14 protein-coding genes and 1 tRNA gene are annotated in these 15,349 nt (G+C 33.5%); 11 read left to right on the top strand and 4 right to left on the bottom strand.

Going from position 1 to position 15,349, the window contains the following annotated elements; genetic code table 11:
- Positions 1–3: 3 nt before the first annotated feature.
- From ACJ6WR_RS05150 to ribD, 3 genes are read right to left on the bottom strand one after another with little or no spacing between them, the layout of a single operon-like run.
- The gene (locus ACJ6WR_RS05150) at positions 4–636 is read right to left on the bottom strand and encodes a YigZ family protein (protein WP_039111310.1); all 633 of its coding nucleotides are present in this window, start codon (positions 634–636) and stop codon (positions 4–6) included.
- Between the two features lie 9 nt (positions 637–645).
- Positions 646–1,248, bottom strand: coding sequence for an HAD family phosphatase (locus ACJ6WR_RS05145; RefSeq protein ID WP_039120445.1), 603 nt, complete (start codon positions 1,246–1,248; stop codon positions 646–648).
- Positions 1,241–2,296, bottom strand: a complete 1,056-nt coding sequence (ribD, locus tag ACJ6WR_RS05140) for a bifunctional diaminohydroxyphosphoribosylaminopyrimidine deaminase/5-amino-6-(5-phosphoribosylamino)uracil reductase RibD (protein ID WP_086895406.1) — start codon at positions 2,294–2,296, stop codon at positions 1,241–1,243. Before ribD ends, ACJ6WR_RS05145 begins: the two co-directional genes overlap by 8 nt.
- Positions 2,297–2,403: 107 nt before the next feature.
- Between ribD and ACJ6WR_RS05135 the strand changes: the two genes are divergently transcribed.
- From ACJ6WR_RS05135 to prmC, 3 genes are read left to right on the top strand one after another with little or no spacing between them, the layout of a single operon-like run.
- Positions 2,404–2,889, top strand: a complete 486-nt coding sequence (locus ACJ6WR_RS05135; RefSeq protein ID WP_086895405.1) for a GNAT family N-acetyltransferase — start codon at positions 2,404–2,406, stop codon at positions 2,887–2,889.
- A 4-nt stretch (positions 2,890–2,893) separates the two neighbouring features.
- Positions 2,894–3,703 carry a hypothetical protein gene (locus tag ACJ6WR_RS05130; RefSeq protein WP_409417245.1) on the top strand — a complete coding sequence of 270 codons (810 nt, stop codon included), beginning with the start codon at positions 2,894–2,896 and terminating at the stop codon, positions 3,701–3,703.
- Positions 3,704–3,733: 30 nt separating this feature from the next.
- Positions 3,734–4,588 (top strand): peptide chain release factor N(5)-glutamine methyltransferase, encoded by an 855-nt coding sequence (gene prmC, locus ACJ6WR_RS05125; RefSeq protein WP_409417244.1) that lies wholly within the window; start codon positions 3,734–3,736, stop codon positions 4,586–4,588.
- Positions 4,589–4,892: 304 nt separating this feature from the next.
- Here the strand turns inward: prmC and ACJ6WR_RS05120 are convergent, their stop codons facing one another.
- The gene (locus tag ACJ6WR_RS05120; RefSeq protein ID WP_409417243.1) at positions 4,893–6,137 is read right to left on the bottom strand and encodes an ABC transporter permease; all 1,245 of its coding nucleotides are present in this window, start codon (positions 6,135–6,137) and stop codon (positions 4,893–4,895) included.
- 155 nt (positions 6,138–6,292) lie between these two features.
- Between ACJ6WR_RS05120 and hisS the strand changes: the two genes are divergently transcribed.
- The 8 genes from hisS (at position 6,293) to ACJ6WR_RS05080 (ending at position 15,291) form a co-directional block, all read left to right on the top strand.
- Positions 6,293–7,720 (top strand): histidine--tRNA ligase, encoded by a 1,428-nt coding sequence (gene hisS, locus ACJ6WR_RS05115; RefSeq protein ID WP_409417242.1) that lies wholly within the window; start codon positions 6,293–6,295, stop codon positions 7,718–7,720.
- Between the two features lie 549 nt (positions 7,721–8,269).
- A tRNA-Trp gene (locus ACJ6WR_RS05110) sits at positions 8,270–8,340 on the top strand.
- A gap of 384 nt (positions 8,341–8,724) precedes the next feature.
- Positions 8,725–9,303, top strand: coding sequence for a nucleotide exchange factor GrpE (locus ACJ6WR_RS05105; RefSeq protein WP_039111297.1), 579 nt, complete (start codon positions 8,725–8,727; stop codon positions 9,301–9,303).
- Positions 9,304–9,399: 96 nt separating this feature from the next.
- Entirely contained in the window at positions 9,400–10,515 is a 1,116-nt protein-coding gene (dnaJ, locus tag ACJ6WR_RS05100; protein ID WP_039111295.1) for a molecular chaperone DnaJ, read from the top strand.
- A gap of 176 nt (positions 10,516–10,691) precedes the next feature.
- On the top strand, positions 10,692–11,612 hold the full coding sequence (locus tag ACJ6WR_RS05095) for an ABC transporter ATP-binding protein (protein ID WP_039117658.1): 921 nt from the start codon (positions 10,692–10,694) through the stop codon (positions 11,610–11,612).
- 105 nt (positions 11,613–11,717) lie between these two features.
- Complete coding sequence (locus ACJ6WR_RS05090) at positions 11,718–13,034, top strand: ABC transporter permease (protein ID WP_409417241.1); 1,317 nt, start codon at positions 11,718–11,720, stop codon at positions 13,032–13,034.
- Positions 13,035–13,377: 343 nt separating this feature from the next.
- Positions 13,378–14,541, top strand: a complete 1,164-nt coding sequence (locus tag ACJ6WR_RS05085; protein ID WP_409417240.1) for a sigma-54-dependent transcriptional regulator — start codon at positions 13,378–13,380, stop codon at positions 14,539–14,541.
- A 96-nt stretch (positions 14,542–14,637) separates the two neighbouring features.
- A complete protein-coding gene (locus tag ACJ6WR_RS05080) occupies positions 14,638–15,291 on the top strand; it encodes a DEAD/DEAH box helicase (protein WP_039111290.1) in 654 nt (217 codons plus the stop codon).
- Positions 15,292–15,349 lie beyond the last annotated feature (58 nt).

Raw genomic sequence — 15,349 nt, 5'->3', positions numbered from 1 at the left:
ATTTTAGCATAATTTTATTCCTATTTCAAACATTGAATCAAAAATGTCGAATATCATTTCGGCATTTTTTTTGCGAATTTGGATCGTTATTTTGCCAATTGGGAGTCCAGAATCTTCGTCGATTTCCATTTCTTGTGAGACAATCTCCAATCTTTTTTCTTTGATAACTCGCATTACTTTATTCATGTTTTTATAATCAAAAGAGATTAAAAACTGTACATCAATGGTTTTCTCGACAATTTCGCAAACTTCTAATGCCATTTGTGCAGTTGTTCTGTAAGCGGCTATTAATCCTCCTACGCCTAATTTAATCCCTCCATATATACGTACAACAACAATAAGAACGTTTGTCACGCTAAAAGATTGTATTTGTCCGTAAATGGGCATTCCTGCTGTATTGCTCGGTTCTCCATCATCGTTGGCTCTGTAGCTTACGGTAGGTTCGATGCCTAATTGATAGGCGTAACAATAATGTACAGCACTTGGGTGTTGCTTTTTTAGGGCTTCGATTATAGGTTTTACTTCTTCTTCGGATGTAATAGGATAAGCATAGCCAAAAAATTTGCTGCTTTTTTCTTTATACAGTACTTCTTCCGATGGGAATGCTATCGTTTGATAGGTATCTTTAATTTCCAAGATTGTTTTCTAAATTATTTTTTTATCAAATAAATCTACGACATCTTCTTTTCCTACTTGTAAGTTCCATACCTGAAGACCAAGTTCGGCAGCAGCATTGGTGTTTTCGATTTTGTCGTCTACAAACAAAGTTCGTTTTGGGGATAACTCGTGTTTGTTTATTATATAGGTATAAGCTTCGTGATTCGGTTTTCTCATTCCGATTTCGAATGAAAAGTAAACTTTTTCAAAGCATTGGTAGAAATCACTATAAAATGATACTCCTGTTTTATGTTCGAATGTTTTAATATGAATAGAGTCGGTGTTGCTTAATAAGAACAATCTGTATTTCTCAGAAAGCATCTGAAGAAACTCTAATCGGTATAATGGAAAATCTAGCAGAACAGCATTCCAGGCATTCAGAATTTCTTTTGCAGATGCATTAGGAATCTCTTTTTGAAATCCTGATATAAATTCTTCGGGAGTAATGTTACCAGTTTCGAATTTAATATTTAATTGATCTAGATTATTATTCCATTCAGTCAGGCCAAGTTTTTTTAGTCCATCAATTGTAGCTTGTTTGTCTAAGTTGATGAATATATCTCCAAAATCAAAAATAATAGTATCAATCATGGTTTCTAACTTGTATTAATTCGTCTTTACCAATGTAGGTTTTTTTATTTTTTATGCCAGCAATTATAGGGGCTTTAGTACCTTTTGTAAAGTAGGTGTTTCCAATAAAAAAACGTCCTTCATCCCATAGGTTAGTATCGATAAAGGATTGTAAAGTTTGCAATCCGCCTTCGATAATAATTGATTGAATTTGATGTTGGTATAAAACTGCAAGTATTTGCGGGATTATATTTTCTTTAAAATCAATTACTTCAAAGATAAGGTTTTCTTTTTCAATGGCAATTTTGGATTTTGTAAATACAATAGTTTTAACATCATTGCTAAAAATATGACTGTCTTGAGGAATGCGATTGTTTTGATCCAGAACAACGCGCACAGGATTATTACCAGCCCAATCACGAGTATTTAATTTAGGATTGTCGTCAATAACAGTTTGTGTTCCTACCAGGATAGCTTGTTCTTCGCTTCGCCATTTATGTACCAATTGTCGTGAATAGGCATTGGTAATCCAGATTGGTTCTCTTTTTATAATTGTATCGTTCTCTTTTTCTGGAGTAAGAAATCCATCTTTAGATTCTGCCCATTTTAAGATTATATAAGGTCTTTTTTGTTGATGAAATGTAAAAAAGCGTTTGTTTAGTTCGTTGCATTCCTCTTCAAGGACTCCAATGGTAACTTTTTTTCCCGCTTCAAGGAGTTTTTTAATTCCTTTGCCGGCAACTTTTTCGTTTGGATCTACAGTCCCAACAACTACATTTGGAATTTCGTTTGCAATAATTAAGTCGCAACAAGGTGGTGTTTTACCAAAATGACTGCATGGTTCTAAACTTACGTAAATAGTTGCTTTTTTGAGCAATGATTTATCTTTTACTGAGTTTACAGCATTTACTTCGGCATGAGGCTCGCCTGCTTTTTTATGCCAGCCTTCTCCTATAATAGTATCATTATAAACGATTACGCTACCAACCATTGGGTTTGGATATGTAGTTCCTAAGCCATTTTTGGCAAGTTGTATGCAGCGTTTTATGTATTTTTCATGTATATTCACAATGCAAAAGTAGTTATTTTTGAGTTTATGATTTAGTTTTGAATCTATCTAAAATAACAATAAAGTATATTTACTTTTGTACATTGTATAAGACAGAATAAGAAGAAATGGAAAATTGGATTATCAGAAAAATAACGAAAGAAGACAATCAGGCTGTGGCACAATTGATAAGAGCCGTTTTTGATGAGTTGAATATCCCGAAAGTAGGAACTGCATACGAAGATCCGTATTTAGATTTTATGTTTGAAGAATATAATAAGTCTAAAGCGGTTTATTTTGTAGTCGAAAATAATGATAAAATTGTGGGTTGTGCCGGAATTGCTCCGTTGGAGAACGAAGCGCCAACAATTTGTGAATTGCAAAAAATGTACTTTTTACCAGAAACTCGTGGTTTGGGAATAGGAAGTAAAATGATGGAAAAATGTTTGGAGAGTGCTAAGGATTTTGGTTTTGAGAATTGTTATATCGAAACGATGCCTTTTATGCATGCTGCTCAAAAATTATATAAAAAATCAGGTTTTGAATATCTTGATGCGCCAATGGGATGCACGGGTCATACTTCATGCCCAGTTTGGATGTTGAAAAAGTTATAAGTTTATGAAAAAAATTATTGTTGGAATTGTTTTGGTTTCAATTCTGTTTTCTTGTAAAGATGCTAAAGAAACGAAAACAGAAAAAATTATTGGAGTTAGTAAAAAAACTATTGTAAAAGATTCTGTTCAGGAAAAAGAAGTAGTTTCGGAGGAGGAGTTTAAAAATGACTTTGATATTTTGCTTGCGCGAAGTTATAGAAGTTATGGAGAAGAAAATCCTGCTGTTGCTTTAACTAAAAAGTGGATTGATTTATATGAGCAGAATGGGGAATATTATTTAGGAAAAGCAGATTTTAAAATAGAAAAAGGATTTGATGAATGTTCGGGAGATTCCTTAGTGTCTGTTCTTGCTAAAAATAAATCAATCATTTTTATGGATTTGCCTGATTTGAAATTGGGAAAAATAAAGTCTTTAAAGATTGAAGAAGATAAAATTTGGCCAGACGAAAAAGTAACTTTTACCTTTAATAATGTTAATTATACTTTGCGTGGGGAAGGTAAAGTTCTTTCTTCGGAAATGGTTTCTACAGATGATAATACAGAAGAAGTTTTTAAGAAGGTCGAAAATTATAAGCTTTATCTGTCTACAGGAAATACTGCTGAAAAATTGCTTTTATCGGAAGAGTCGTTTAATGATACTTTTGTTAAGTTGATTTTTGCAGGAGATATTGATAACGATGGGAAATTAGATTTTGTTTTTAGTGCAAATAGACATTATGAAGAGGAGCGGGTGATTCTGTTTCTTTCGAGTAAAGCTAAAAGTGGTGAGACGATGAAGAGGGTTTCTGAAATTGCAGTAGGATTTGATTGCTAATTAAACCTACTTTTTAACAACAAGTATAAAATGAAAATAAAACAATACAGAACGCAATTTATTCAAGAGCTTTCGGGAATTTATGATGTTCTGGAAGTGGAGAGTTTCTTCTATTTAATTCTGGAAGAGAAACGAAATCTCAAACAAATAGATTTGGCTTTAAACCCAGATTTGTCTTTTTCGGACGAAGAAATTGCAGATTGGAGTATTCTTGTAACTGAATTAAAAAAGGAAATCCCGATACAATATTTGTTAGGGAAAACGAATTTTTACGGATTAGATTTTGAGGTAAACTCAAACGTTTTGATTCCGCGACCTGAAACCGAAGAATTGGTTGAGTGGATTATTAAAGAGGATTTAAAGGTTGGGAAATCCAAAAACTTAAAAATTCTGGATATAGGTACAGGAAGTGGTTGTGTTGCTATTTCGCTGGCAAAAAATATTTCTCATGCTCAGGTTTTTGCAATTGATGTCTCGGAGAATGCTTTGGCTACTGCCAAAAGAAATGCGGAAACCAATGGGGTTTCGGTTACTTTTTTGCTTCAGAATATTCTGGAAACCGAAGATTTAATGCAGGAGTTTGATGTTATTGTTTCGAATCCACCTTATGTAAGGAATCTTGAAAAAGAAGAAATTAAGAAGAATGTATTAGATTATGAACCGCATTTGGCACTTTTTGTTGCTGATAATGATGCACTTATTTTTTATAGAAAAATAGCTGAACTAGCGCAAAAGAATCTGAAAAAAAACGGCAGCCTTTATTTTGAAATCAATCAGTATTTAGGGAAGGAAACCGTTGAATTACTTGAGGATTTAGGTTTTAAAAACATCGAATTGCGTAAGGATATTTACGATAATGACAGGATGATTTTTTGTATTAAATAAATTTTTTTAGAGTAAGATGTATTTTGTAAAAAGTGAAATGAGGGTTTCCTGCAAGGTTTTCAAAACCTTGTAGGAGATGACAACGTGACTTAAAAATGTAAGTTGTAAAATAGCCCCGATTGTCCCGAAGCTTCGGGAGAAATCCTTTTATCTTGATTTTTTTCTCAAGATAAAAGATTGGAGCGTAAAGCGGGACAGTTCGTGGTATGTAACGATTAAGTTGTGCTCCTGCAAACTTTCTTTTGGTAAAATGAAATACGTAAAATGTAGCTGTTATACTGAAACTGAAAACTGCGACTGGATACTATTCATAGCGTAAAGCTTCAATAGGATCAAGTTGGGACGCTTTTATTGCAGGGTATAATCCTGACACAATTGCGACTGTAAAGCTGGTGCCGAATGCAGCGAAAATTGCTCCCCATGGAATTACAAATACGAATTTCATTGCTGTTGCAAAGGCTAAGCCAACTAAGATTCCAAGAATAATTCCGATTAAACCTCCTAATTGTCCTATAAGTAAGGTTTCGATAAAGAATTGTACAGCAATAGTTGTTTTTTTTGCTCCGAGAGCTTTACGGACACCGATTTCTCGGGTACGCTCTGTTACCGATACTATCATGATATTCATTAAGGCTATAGAGGAACCTAAGATGGTAATGACGCTTATAATCCATGCTGCCCAACCAAGGTATTGCGTGATTCCGAGGATGCGATTAATAAGGTCGTCGCTGCGTACTACACCAAAATTATTATCACGTATAGGGCTTAGTTTTCGCACACGACGCATGGTGCTTGTTGCATTATCGATGGCTTGATCCAATAATTCTTTTTTGGAAACCATTACGCTTATCGTATAGTTTATGTTTGGTGCTGTAAATAAGGAACGTGCTACCTGAATAGGAATTAATACTCGTAAATCCTGACTGTTCCCGAATGTAGATCCTTTTTCTTTAAGTACGCCAATAACTTTAAAACGTGCGCCACGAATAGAAATGATTTTATCGATTGGGTTTACATCTTTTAATAATCCTTTCATAAAATCGGAACCTAGTACACATACGTAAGTATTATTCTCGATATCAAACTGATTAAATGTTCTGCCAATGCTGGTTTCAAGACCAGAATTACCAATAAAGTGTTCATCGACCCCAAGTACTTTAATTTCAGGATCAGTTTTGGTGCCAAGATATTTTACTTCGGCTGTAGATGTTGCTGTAAATGAAAGCGATGTTTCGGTAAATGGATATCTATATTTATTCTTGAATGCAACGGCTTCGGGATAAGAAATAATAGGATTTATGATTTCTCTTTCGTTACCGCCACGGTTTCGAACTTCGTTTTCGTATTGGTTTATATTAAAGGTATTTGCTCCCATAGAAGCAAAATCGGTAGAAATAGTGTTCTCTAATGCCGAAACTACAGTTAAAATCCCAACTAAAGCAGTGATGCCTATTGCAATAATTAAAACGGTAAGGATGGTACGTAATAATTGTGTTCGAATGGAACCAAATGCAATCCGGATATTTTCTTTGAATAATTTTAGCATCATACTAGTTTGTCACGAAAATACAATTTTTGTTACAAGTTTGTTTTAGAAGAGTCATTATTTATTTTAAAAAGTGAGATATTTGCACTCGATTAGAATTTAAGATTTCGAAAGTAAATCTAAAGACTAAAATCAGCAATCTAAAATATCAAAGAGAAATGGCTTCGAAACCAAGTATTCCACAAGGAACAAGAGATTTTTCGCCTGCAGAGGTGTCAAAACGTCAATATATTATTCAAACCATAAAAAATAATTTTGAGAAGTTTGGTTTTCAACCTATTGAAACGCCATCTTTTGAGAATTCCGATACTTTAATGGGGAAATATGGTGAAGAAGGTGACCGTTTGATTTTTAAAATATTGAACTCAGGTAATTTTTTCTTCAATAAAAGCAAAATTGAATTACCAGAATCTATAGAATCTCTACAAGTTAATTCTGCCGAAAAAATTGATATCAACGAAAGAATTGAGTTGAATAAATTTACAAGTAGAATTTCTGAAAAAGCATTGCGTTACGACTTAACAGTTCCGTTTGCAAGATATGTAGTGCAGCACCAAAACGAAATTGAATTTCCTTTTAAAAGATACCAAATTCAACCAGTCTGGAGAGCTGACAGACCTCAAAGAGGACGTTACAGAGAGTTTTTTCAATGTGATGCCGATGTGGTTGGTTCTAAATCATTATGGCAAGAAGTTGAGTTGGTACAATTATATGATACTGTTTTTACTTCTTTGGGTTTAAGTGGTGTGACTATAAAAATAAACAACCGAAAAATATTATCTGGAATTGCTGAGGTTATTGGTGCTTCGGATAAATTAATTGATTTTACGGTTGCGCTGGATAAGCTTGATAAAATAGGCGAAGATGGTGTGAAGAAAGAAATGATGGAGAAAGGAATTTCAGAAGAAGCGCTTGTAAAAGTGCAGCCATTATTTAGTTTTACAGGAACGATCTCGGATAAAATTAATCAGCTTTCAGTTTTATTAGCTTCTTCTGAAGAAGGGATGAAAGGGGTAGAGGAGTTGCGTTTTATTTGTGACAATGTGTCTAACTTAGGATTGTCTACAGCAATTTTAGATTTGGATGTTACACTTGCTCGTGGACTGAATTATTATACAGGGGCAATTTTTGAAATAGCTCCACCTAAAACTGTTGCCATGGGTTCTATTGGTGGTGGTGGAAGATACGACGATTTAACTGGTGTTTTTGGATTGAAAAACATGAGTGGTGTTGGAATCTCTTTCGGGTTAGATCGTATTTATTTGGTGCTTGAGGAATTGCAATTGTTTCCTGAAACAGTTACAGCTACATCTAAAGCTTTGTTTATAAACTACGGTGATAAAGAGGCGTTTTATGCGCTTAAAGCAATTCAGGAATTAAGAAAAGAAAATATTAAAGTAGAATTATATCCGGATAATGTAAAGGTAGGAAAGCAGTTTCAGCATGCTGATAAACGTATGATTCCTTTTGCTGTTATTGCTGGTGAACAAGAAATAGAGTCGAATATGTACTCGCTTAAAAACTTACTAACGGGCGAACAAGTTTCGGTTGATTTAGAAGGGTTGAAAGCTGCTTTATTAGTATAAGGGTTTAACCGCAAAGTGCGCTAAGATTTAATTTTACTCACGCATAGAAAACGCAAAGTTCGCAAAGCTAGATCAACACAAAGCTTTGCGGACTTTGTGTTTTTTATAAAACCATACTTTTAAAAATCTTGGCGACCTTTGCGGTTATTTCACAAAGAGATTAGGTTTTTTTAGATTGTCTATAGAGGAACGCGGATTAAGCGGATTTTTATCTATTATTTTTAAAAATCCGTTTAATCCGTGTTTTTACTTTTGTAAATCCGTATCATCCGCGTTCCTTTCGCATAGAAAACACAAAGTTCGCAAAGCCAGATGAATACAAAGCTTTGTGGACTTTGTGTTTTTATAAAGTCATACTTTTAAAAATTTTAGTGATTTTTGCGGTTGTTTCGCAGAATTTTTGTTTTGAAAGAAGAGTGTAAATTTCATAAAGCTTTGGTAGTGATTGTGCTAGTGAATTATTAGCGCTGATCAGCTTAAAACTTTTTAAATTTGCGTAAAATAATTGGTGAGAAAGAAAAAAAAGCCTTTAATTTGCGGCCTTGAGTTACGGGCGTAGTTCAAGGGTAGAATAGCGGTCTCCAAAACCGTTGATGGGGGTTCGAATCCCTCCGCCCGTGCAATAAAAATATATTAAATAACAAATAAGTTATAAAATATTTTTCAGAAGCTTTCTTGGAGTTAAAGGTAAAAAGCATAAAAAAAAGCTTCGTCTATCAGGCGAAGCTTTTTTTAATATAAGGTAAAGTTGAATTAATAATTTATTATAAAGCCGAAGCTAACCTTAAATTCAATTTTTGATAGGTAATAATTAATTGTAATTACTTCAAATGTATTTATTCTAAATCGCAATTATCTTAAAATTATACTAATTTTTTTGAGAATATGATAGTTTTGGATACATTGCCTAAAGACTTGATAGAGTAAGAATTTGTCAAAAGATGACAATTTGACATTTTATAAGGTTTGGCAGTACTTTTGCAATCCATAGAAAAGAATAAAAAATGAAGTTTAAGAATATTTTTAAAAATAAAAGTAATATGACTACGGAAAATACAGAAATCGATCAAGAAATAGATGACGTAACGTTAGAGAATAATGCCAATGGCGAACAGATTATTATTGAGGAATTAAGTGTAGAAGAACAACTAGCTCAAGACTTAGCAAAAGAAAAAGATAAATTTTTACGTTTGTTTGCTGAGTTTGAAAATTACAAAAAAAGAACTTCAAAAGAAAGAATAGATTTGTTTAAAACGGCTAATCAAGAGGTATTATTGGCAATGCTTCCAGTATTAGATGATTTTGACAGAGCAATGGTTGAGATCAACAAATCTGAAAATGAAACATTGACTAAAGGAGTTGAGTTAATTCATGAAAAACTTAAAGGAACATTGGTTGCTAAAGGTTTAGAGCAAATTGAAGTGAGAGCAGGAGATGCATTTAATGCTGATTATGCTGAAGCGATTACTCAAATTCCAGCACCTTCTGATAAATTGAAAGGTAAAATCGTTGATGTTATAGAAAAAGGATACAAATTAGGAGACAAAATTATTCGTTTCCCTAAAGTTGTTGTAGGAAACTAAAATGTCAAATTATAACTCCCAAATCCCAAATAAATAGTTTTGAGTCTTCAGAATTGAGTTATTTATTGGGTTTTGTTTTTTGGAATTTAAACAATTATGAAAAAAGATTTTTACGAAATATTAGGCATTTCAAAAAATGCGGATGCTGCCGAGATCAAAAAAGCGTACCGTAAATGTGCGTTGAAATATCATCCGGATAAAAATCCAGACGACAAACAGGCAGAAGAGAACTTCAAATTGGCTGCAGAAGCGTATGAAGTTTTAAGCGACCCTAATAAAAAAGCCAAATACGATCAATACGGTCACCAAGCCTTTGATGGTTCAGGTGGTTTTGGAGGTGGTGGTCATGGTGGCATGAATATGGATGACATATTCAGTCAGTTTGGCGACATCTTCGGAGGCGGATTTGGTGGTTTCGGAGGCGGTGGAGGCGGAGGCCCTCGTCGTACTAAAGGAAGTAATCTTAGAATTAAAGTTAAATTAACTTTAGAAGAGGTTGCAAATGGTGTTGAGAAAAAAGTAAAAGTAAAACGTAAGGTTCAAGCCAAAGGGGTTACTTATAAAACATGTTCTACATGTAACGGTCAAGGGCAGGTAATGCGTGTGACTAATACTATTTTAGGTAGAATGCAATCAGCTTCGACTTGTCCAACTTGTGGAGGTTCTGGTCAGATTTTAGACAAAAAACCTAGCAATGCAGATTCGCAAGGTATGGTTCAGGAAGATGAAACTGTATCAATCAAAATTCCTGCAGGAGTTGTTGATGGAATGCAGCTTAAAGTTTCTGGCAAAGGAAACGATGCTCCAGGAAACAGTGTTCCAGGTGATTTAATTGTTGCAATTGAAGAACTTGAGCATGAATTCTTGAAACGTGAAGGCGAAAATTTACATTACGATTTATACATAAGCTTTCCAGAAGCTGTTTTAGGTATCTCTAAAGATATTGAAGCAATTAACGGAAAAGTGAGAATTAAATTAGAAGAAGGAATTCAATCTGGAAAAATCTTAAGATTAAAAGGAAAAGGAATTCCAAGTATCAACGGATACGGAAATGGAGATTTATTGGTTCATGTGAATGTTTGGACACCAAAAACATTGAGCAAAGATCAAAAACAATTTTTTGAAAATGCTTTAACAGATGACCATTTTATTCCAAGTCCGGAGAAAACGGATAAATCATTTTTTGAAAAAGTAAAAGATATGTTTTCATAAACACATCTTATCTTTTATAAAACGTTATAATTAATTTACAAACCCATCTTAACTTTATTTAGGATGGGTTTTTTTTGTAACAATACGAAGTTTTCGCTACTAATTATTTACTTTTACACACGCGAAACCAAAAAGGTCGAGTAGTCAAGTAGACGTAGTAAACCCAAAAAAAAAGCATGAGCAACTTACTCGAAGTACATAATGTCGTAAAACAATACGGTGATTATGTTGCGCTTAACGAAGTTTCATTAAATGTTCCAAAAGGCAGTATTTACGGATTATTAGGTCCCAATGGAGCTGGGAAAACATCATTAATAAGAATTATAAATCAGATTACTTATCCAGATAGTGGAGAAGTGATTCTTGATGGTGAGAAATTACAGCCTAAACACGTTCAGCATATCGGATATCTTCCTGAAGAAAGAGGATTGTATAGTTCTATGAAAGTAGGAGAGCAATGTTTGTATCTGGCTCAGATGAAAGGATTGTCTAAAGCCGAAGCTAAGAAACAATTAGAATATTGGTTTGACAGATTAGAAATTCAGGGTTGGTGGAACAAGAAAGTTCAGGAATTATCAAAAGGAATGGCACAGAAAATCCAGTTTGTGGTTTGTGTATTGCATAAACCAAAATTGTTAATTTTTGATGAGCCATTTTCTGGTTTTGACCCAGTTAATGCCAATGTCATAAAAGATGAAATTTTGGCATTAAAAGAACAAGGTTCGACTATTATTTTTTCGACGCATAGAATGGAAAGTGTTGAAGAACTTTGTGATCATATTGCTTTGATTCATAAATCGAATAAACTGATAGAAGGCAAACTGATTGATGTAAAAAGACAATTTAAAACAAATAGTTTTGAGGTTGGAATATTAACAAACAATATCGAAGGATTGATGTATGATATTTCGCAAAAATTTACCGTTTTACCAGCACATTTTAAATCATTGGGTGACGAACTAAAACTGGAAATTCAGATAGGAAATGCAACTCCAAATGAACTATTGAATGTATTAACACAACGCGGACAAGTGACTCATTTTGTTGAGAAAATTCCAAGTGTAAATGATATTTTTATTCAAACAGTAACGAAATAGATTGTTAGACTACTTAGACTGATCTCAAAATCTAACAAGTTTAAGAAAGTCTAAGAAGTCTAAGAAGTCTAAGCAGTCTAAAAATCTAACAATCTAAAATAAAAAATGAGTATTATATCATTAATTATAAAAAGAGAATTTATTTCTAAAGTCCGTAATAAGTCTTTTATCGTAATGACTTTTTTAAGTCCGTTATTGTTTGTTGCAATAGCTGCTTTTATCGGATATTTAAGTTCTATGAAAGCCGATACGAAACGTATTGCAATTTATGACGAAACGGGTTTGTTTGCTTCGGAATTTACCAAGCAAAATGCAAAAAATGTCGAGTTTAGATATCTTGATTTATCCAAAATGCCTTTGCAATCGTTAAAAGATAGTATTGCTAAAGAAAGTTTAGACGGATTGCTTTTGATCCCTAAAACTGATAAAATAAAGGATTTAGAAAGTAAAATCGAATTTATATCAAATAATAGTCCGAGTATTTCTTTTATCGAAAACACACAAAATACAATTGCCGACGAGATTACGAGAATTAATTTTCAAGAAGCAAATTTAGATACATTAGCAATAAAAAATGCACAGGCAAATGTAAATATCCATCTCGCAAAAGCATCGGGAGAAGAGAGTTTAAAGGGGCTTAACGAAATAAAAATCGCAATTGGAGGTTCTTTTGGTTACTTAATAATGATGTTTATTGTTATTTATGGTAATATGGTTATGCGAAGTGTAATCGAAGAAAAAACCAATAGAATCATCGAAATTATTATTTCATCGGTAAAACCTTTTCAGTTGATGATGGGTAAAATAATCGGAACTTCATTGGCAGGATTGTTACAGTTTTTAATTTGGGCTGTAATAGGATTTGCTCTAATGTTTGCAGCATCGGCATTTTTTGGTGTAAATGTTGGGCCAACGGCTAAGATTCCGCCAGAGTTAATGGCTACTGCACAAAAAGAACTTGTAGGTACAGCTCAAATGTATATTAATGAATTATGGAATTTGCCAATTGCAAGCATTCTAATTGGGTTTGTGGTTTATTTTATAGGAGGATATTTTTTATATAGCTCGTTTTATGCAGCTATTGGTGCAGCGGTTGATAACCAAACCGACTCACAACAATTTCTTTTGCCTATCATTATGCCATTGATTTTGAGTGTTTATATCGGTTTCTTTACTGTTGTAAATGATCCACACGGGACAATTGCTGTAGTGTTTTCTATGATTCCGCTTACCTCACCAATTGTAATGTTAATGCGACTTCCGTTTGGAGTGCCTTGGTGGCAAATACTTATTTCCGTAACTTTATTGTTAGCTTCATTTTTTGCAGTAGTTTGGTTTGCTGCCAAAATATACCGAGTAGGAATATTAATGTATGGTAAGAAACCAACATGGAAGGAATTATATAAATGGCTGAAGTATTAGTTATAAAGGTTCAGAGTTGCAAAGACGCAAAGGTTTTTGAACGTTTGAAGTTAAACTATCTATAAGAATTACACAAAAGGCATAAAAAAAAATATAATAACAAAGGTTCAAAGGTAAGAAGCGACAAAGATTTTAAACTTTGTACCTTTGAACCTTTGCAACTTAGAACCTCAAAAAAAGATACAGAGCAACAAAGGGACAAAGGTTTTTAGACTTTGTGCCTTTGTTCTTTTTTAACCTTTGCGGTTAATATTAAAATAATAATAAAGCTGTAAGGTTATAAAGCGACAAAGATTTTAAACTTTGTACCTTTGGGCCTTTGCAACTTAGAACCTCAAAAGAAATGAGTAAAATATTAATTATAGAAGACGAAGCAGCTATTCGTAGAGTACTTACCAAGATTTTATCAGAAGAGAATGATCGCTATCAGGTTGAGGAGGCAGAAGATGGTGTTTCGGGTCTTGAAAAGATAAAAAACAACGATTACGATTTGGTTTTGTGCGATATCAAAATGCCAAAGATGGATGGTGTTGAGGTATTAGAAGAAGTAAAAAAAATCAAACCTGAGATTCCGATGGTTATGATATCAGGTCATGGCGATATGGAAACGGCGATTCATACTATGCGTCTTGGAGCTTTTGATTACATATCAAAACCACCAGATTTAAACCGTTTATTAAATACAGTTCGTAATGCTTTAGACAGAAAAAAACTTGTTGTAGAAAACAAGATTTTAAAGAAAAAAGTAAGTAAGAATTACGAAATGATTGGTGATAGTGAAGCTATAAGTCATATTAAAATTATGATTGAAAAGGTAGCCGAAACGGAAGCCAGAGTTTTGATTACTGGACCTAACGGAACAGGAAAAGAACTGGTAGCACACCAATTGCATGAAAAAAGTGCACGTTCTAATTTCCCTTTAATCGAAGTAAACTGTGCTGCGATTCCGAGCGAGTTAATCGAAAGCGAATTGTTTGGTCATGTAAAAGGAGCTTTTACATCGGCGGTTAAAGATAGAGCAGGAAAATTTGAAGCTGCAGATAAAGGAACAATCTTCCTGGATGAAATTGGAGACATGAGTCTTTCGGCTCAAGCCAAAGTGTTACGTGCTTTACAAGAAAGTATGATTACAAGAGTAGGTGCAGAGAAAGATATAAAAGTAGATGTTCGTGTGGTTGCTGCAACCAATAAAGATTTAAAAACAGAAATTGCCGAAGGTCGTTTCCGTGAAGATTTATACCACCGTCTGGCAGTGATCTTGATTAAAGTTCCGCCATTAAATGACAGGAGAGAAGATATTCCGGCTTTGATTTCGCATTTTGCCGAAAAAATAGCTTCAGAACAAGGAAATACAGTGAAGATATTTTCGCCTCAAGCGATAAAACTTTTGCAAGAATATGATTGGACAGGAAACATCAGGGAGTTACGAAATGTTGTAGAACGCCTTATTATATTAGGGGGAAGCGAAATTTCGGAAACAGATGTAAAGATGTTCGCAAGTAAATAAAATTAATTTAATGATTTTAAAATTTAATGATTTAAAGATTCGACCTTAGTTTTGATCTTTTAATTTTTTAATTTTTCAATCTTTCAATCTTTGAAGATGAAACTAAAAAAAATAAACGAAAAGTTACAGGAAGCGTTAATCGCAAACGGTTTAACCGAAGCTAATACATTACAACAAGAAACTTTTTCTACGCTAAAAAGTGGTGCAGATTGTATTATTGTTGCTCCAAAAGGAAGCGGAAAATCTACAACAATTGTTCTAAATGTTATTCAGCAATTGACAGGTAAAAATGAAGAATCTCCTCGTGCTTTGATTATCGTAGAAGATAAAGCAAAGGTGTTGGAAATGGAAGAGCTTTTTGAGAAATACGGTAAGTATAGTGACCTTGAGGTTTATGGTGTGCATGACAAAGGCGATATGGATTATGATAAAAACTATATCTCAACAGGAGTTGATGTTTTAATCGGAACACCAAATAAACTAAGCGATATGTTTACTACTGCGGGATATAATGTAAACCGTTTGAAGATGTTTATCTTGGATGATGCAAACCCAATTTTGAAATTACGTCATGAAACTAAAATCATGCGTATTTCTAATAGTATTACTAAAACACAGCGTATTATTTTTGCAGAACAACTGACAGAAAGTATTGATATTTTGGCAGATAAAATGTTACTTGAGCCTTATTTATTCGAAATCGATGAGGACGATGAGGATGAGGACGAAGAAGAGGATATTGAAGAATAAACTAGATTAAAAATAAGATGATGTATAATAAATGGAAATTTTTAAAACACTTAGATTT

The organism is Flavobacterium sp. PS2 (genome assembly GCF_046250155.1).
GTDB lineage: Bacteria > Bacteroidota > Bacteroidia > Flavobacteriales > Flavobacteriaceae > Flavobacterium.
The sequence above is the reverse complement of the archived record's forward strand: the minus strand, read 5'-3'. Positions and strand labels throughout refer to the sequence as shown.

What these genes read in the sequence shown, in the direction of transcription:
- ACJ6WR_RS05145 (WP_039120445.1), bottom strand. Translation starts at nt 1,248, where the DNA reads ATGATTGATACTATTATTTTTGATTTTGGAGATATATTCATCAACTTA.
- ACJ6WR_RS05135 (WP_086895405.1), top strand. Translation starts at nt 2,404, where the DNA reads ATGGAAAATTGGATTATCAGAAAAATAACGAAAGAAGACAATCAGGCT.
- ACJ6WR_RS05130 (WP_409417245.1), top strand. Translation starts at nt 2,894, where the DNA reads ATGAAAAAAATTATTGTTGGAATTGTTTTGGTTTCAATTCTGTTTTCT.
- prmC (WP_409417244.1), top strand. Translation starts at nt 3,734, where the DNA reads ATGAAAATAAAACAATACAGAACGCAATTTATTCAAGAGCTTTCGGGA.
- ACJ6WR_RS05120 (WP_409417243.1), bottom strand. Translation starts at nt 6,137, where the DNA reads ATGATGCTAAAATTATTCAAAGAAAATATCCGGATTGCATTTGGTTCC.
- hisS (WP_409417242.1), top strand. Translation starts at nt 6,293, where the DNA reads ATGGCTTCGAAACCAAGTATTCCACAAGGAACAAGAGATTTTTCGCCT.
- ACJ6WR_RS05105 (WP_039111297.1), top strand. Translation starts at nt 8,725, where the DNA reads ATGAAGTTTAAGAATATTTTTAAAAATAAAAGTAATATGACTACGGAA.
- dnaJ (WP_039111295.1), top strand. Translation starts at nt 9,400, where the DNA reads ATGAAAAAAGATTTTTACGAAATATTAGGCATTTCAAAAAATGCGGAT.
- ACJ6WR_RS05095 (WP_039117658.1), top strand. Translation starts at nt 10,692, where the DNA reads ATGAGCAACTTACTCGAAGTACATAATGTCGTAAAACAATACGGTGAT.
- ACJ6WR_RS05090 (WP_409417241.1), top strand. Translation starts at nt 11,718, where the DNA reads ATGAGTATTATATCATTAATTATAAAAAGAGAATTTATTTCTAAAGTC.
- ACJ6WR_RS05085 (WP_409417240.1), top strand. Translation starts at nt 13,378, where the DNA reads ATGAGTAAAATATTAATTATAGAAGACGAAGCAGCTATTCGTAGAGTA.
- ACJ6WR_RS05080 (WP_039111290.1), top strand. Translation starts at nt 14,638, where the DNA reads ATGAAACTAAAAAAAATAAACGAAAAGTTACAGGAAGCGTTAATCGCA.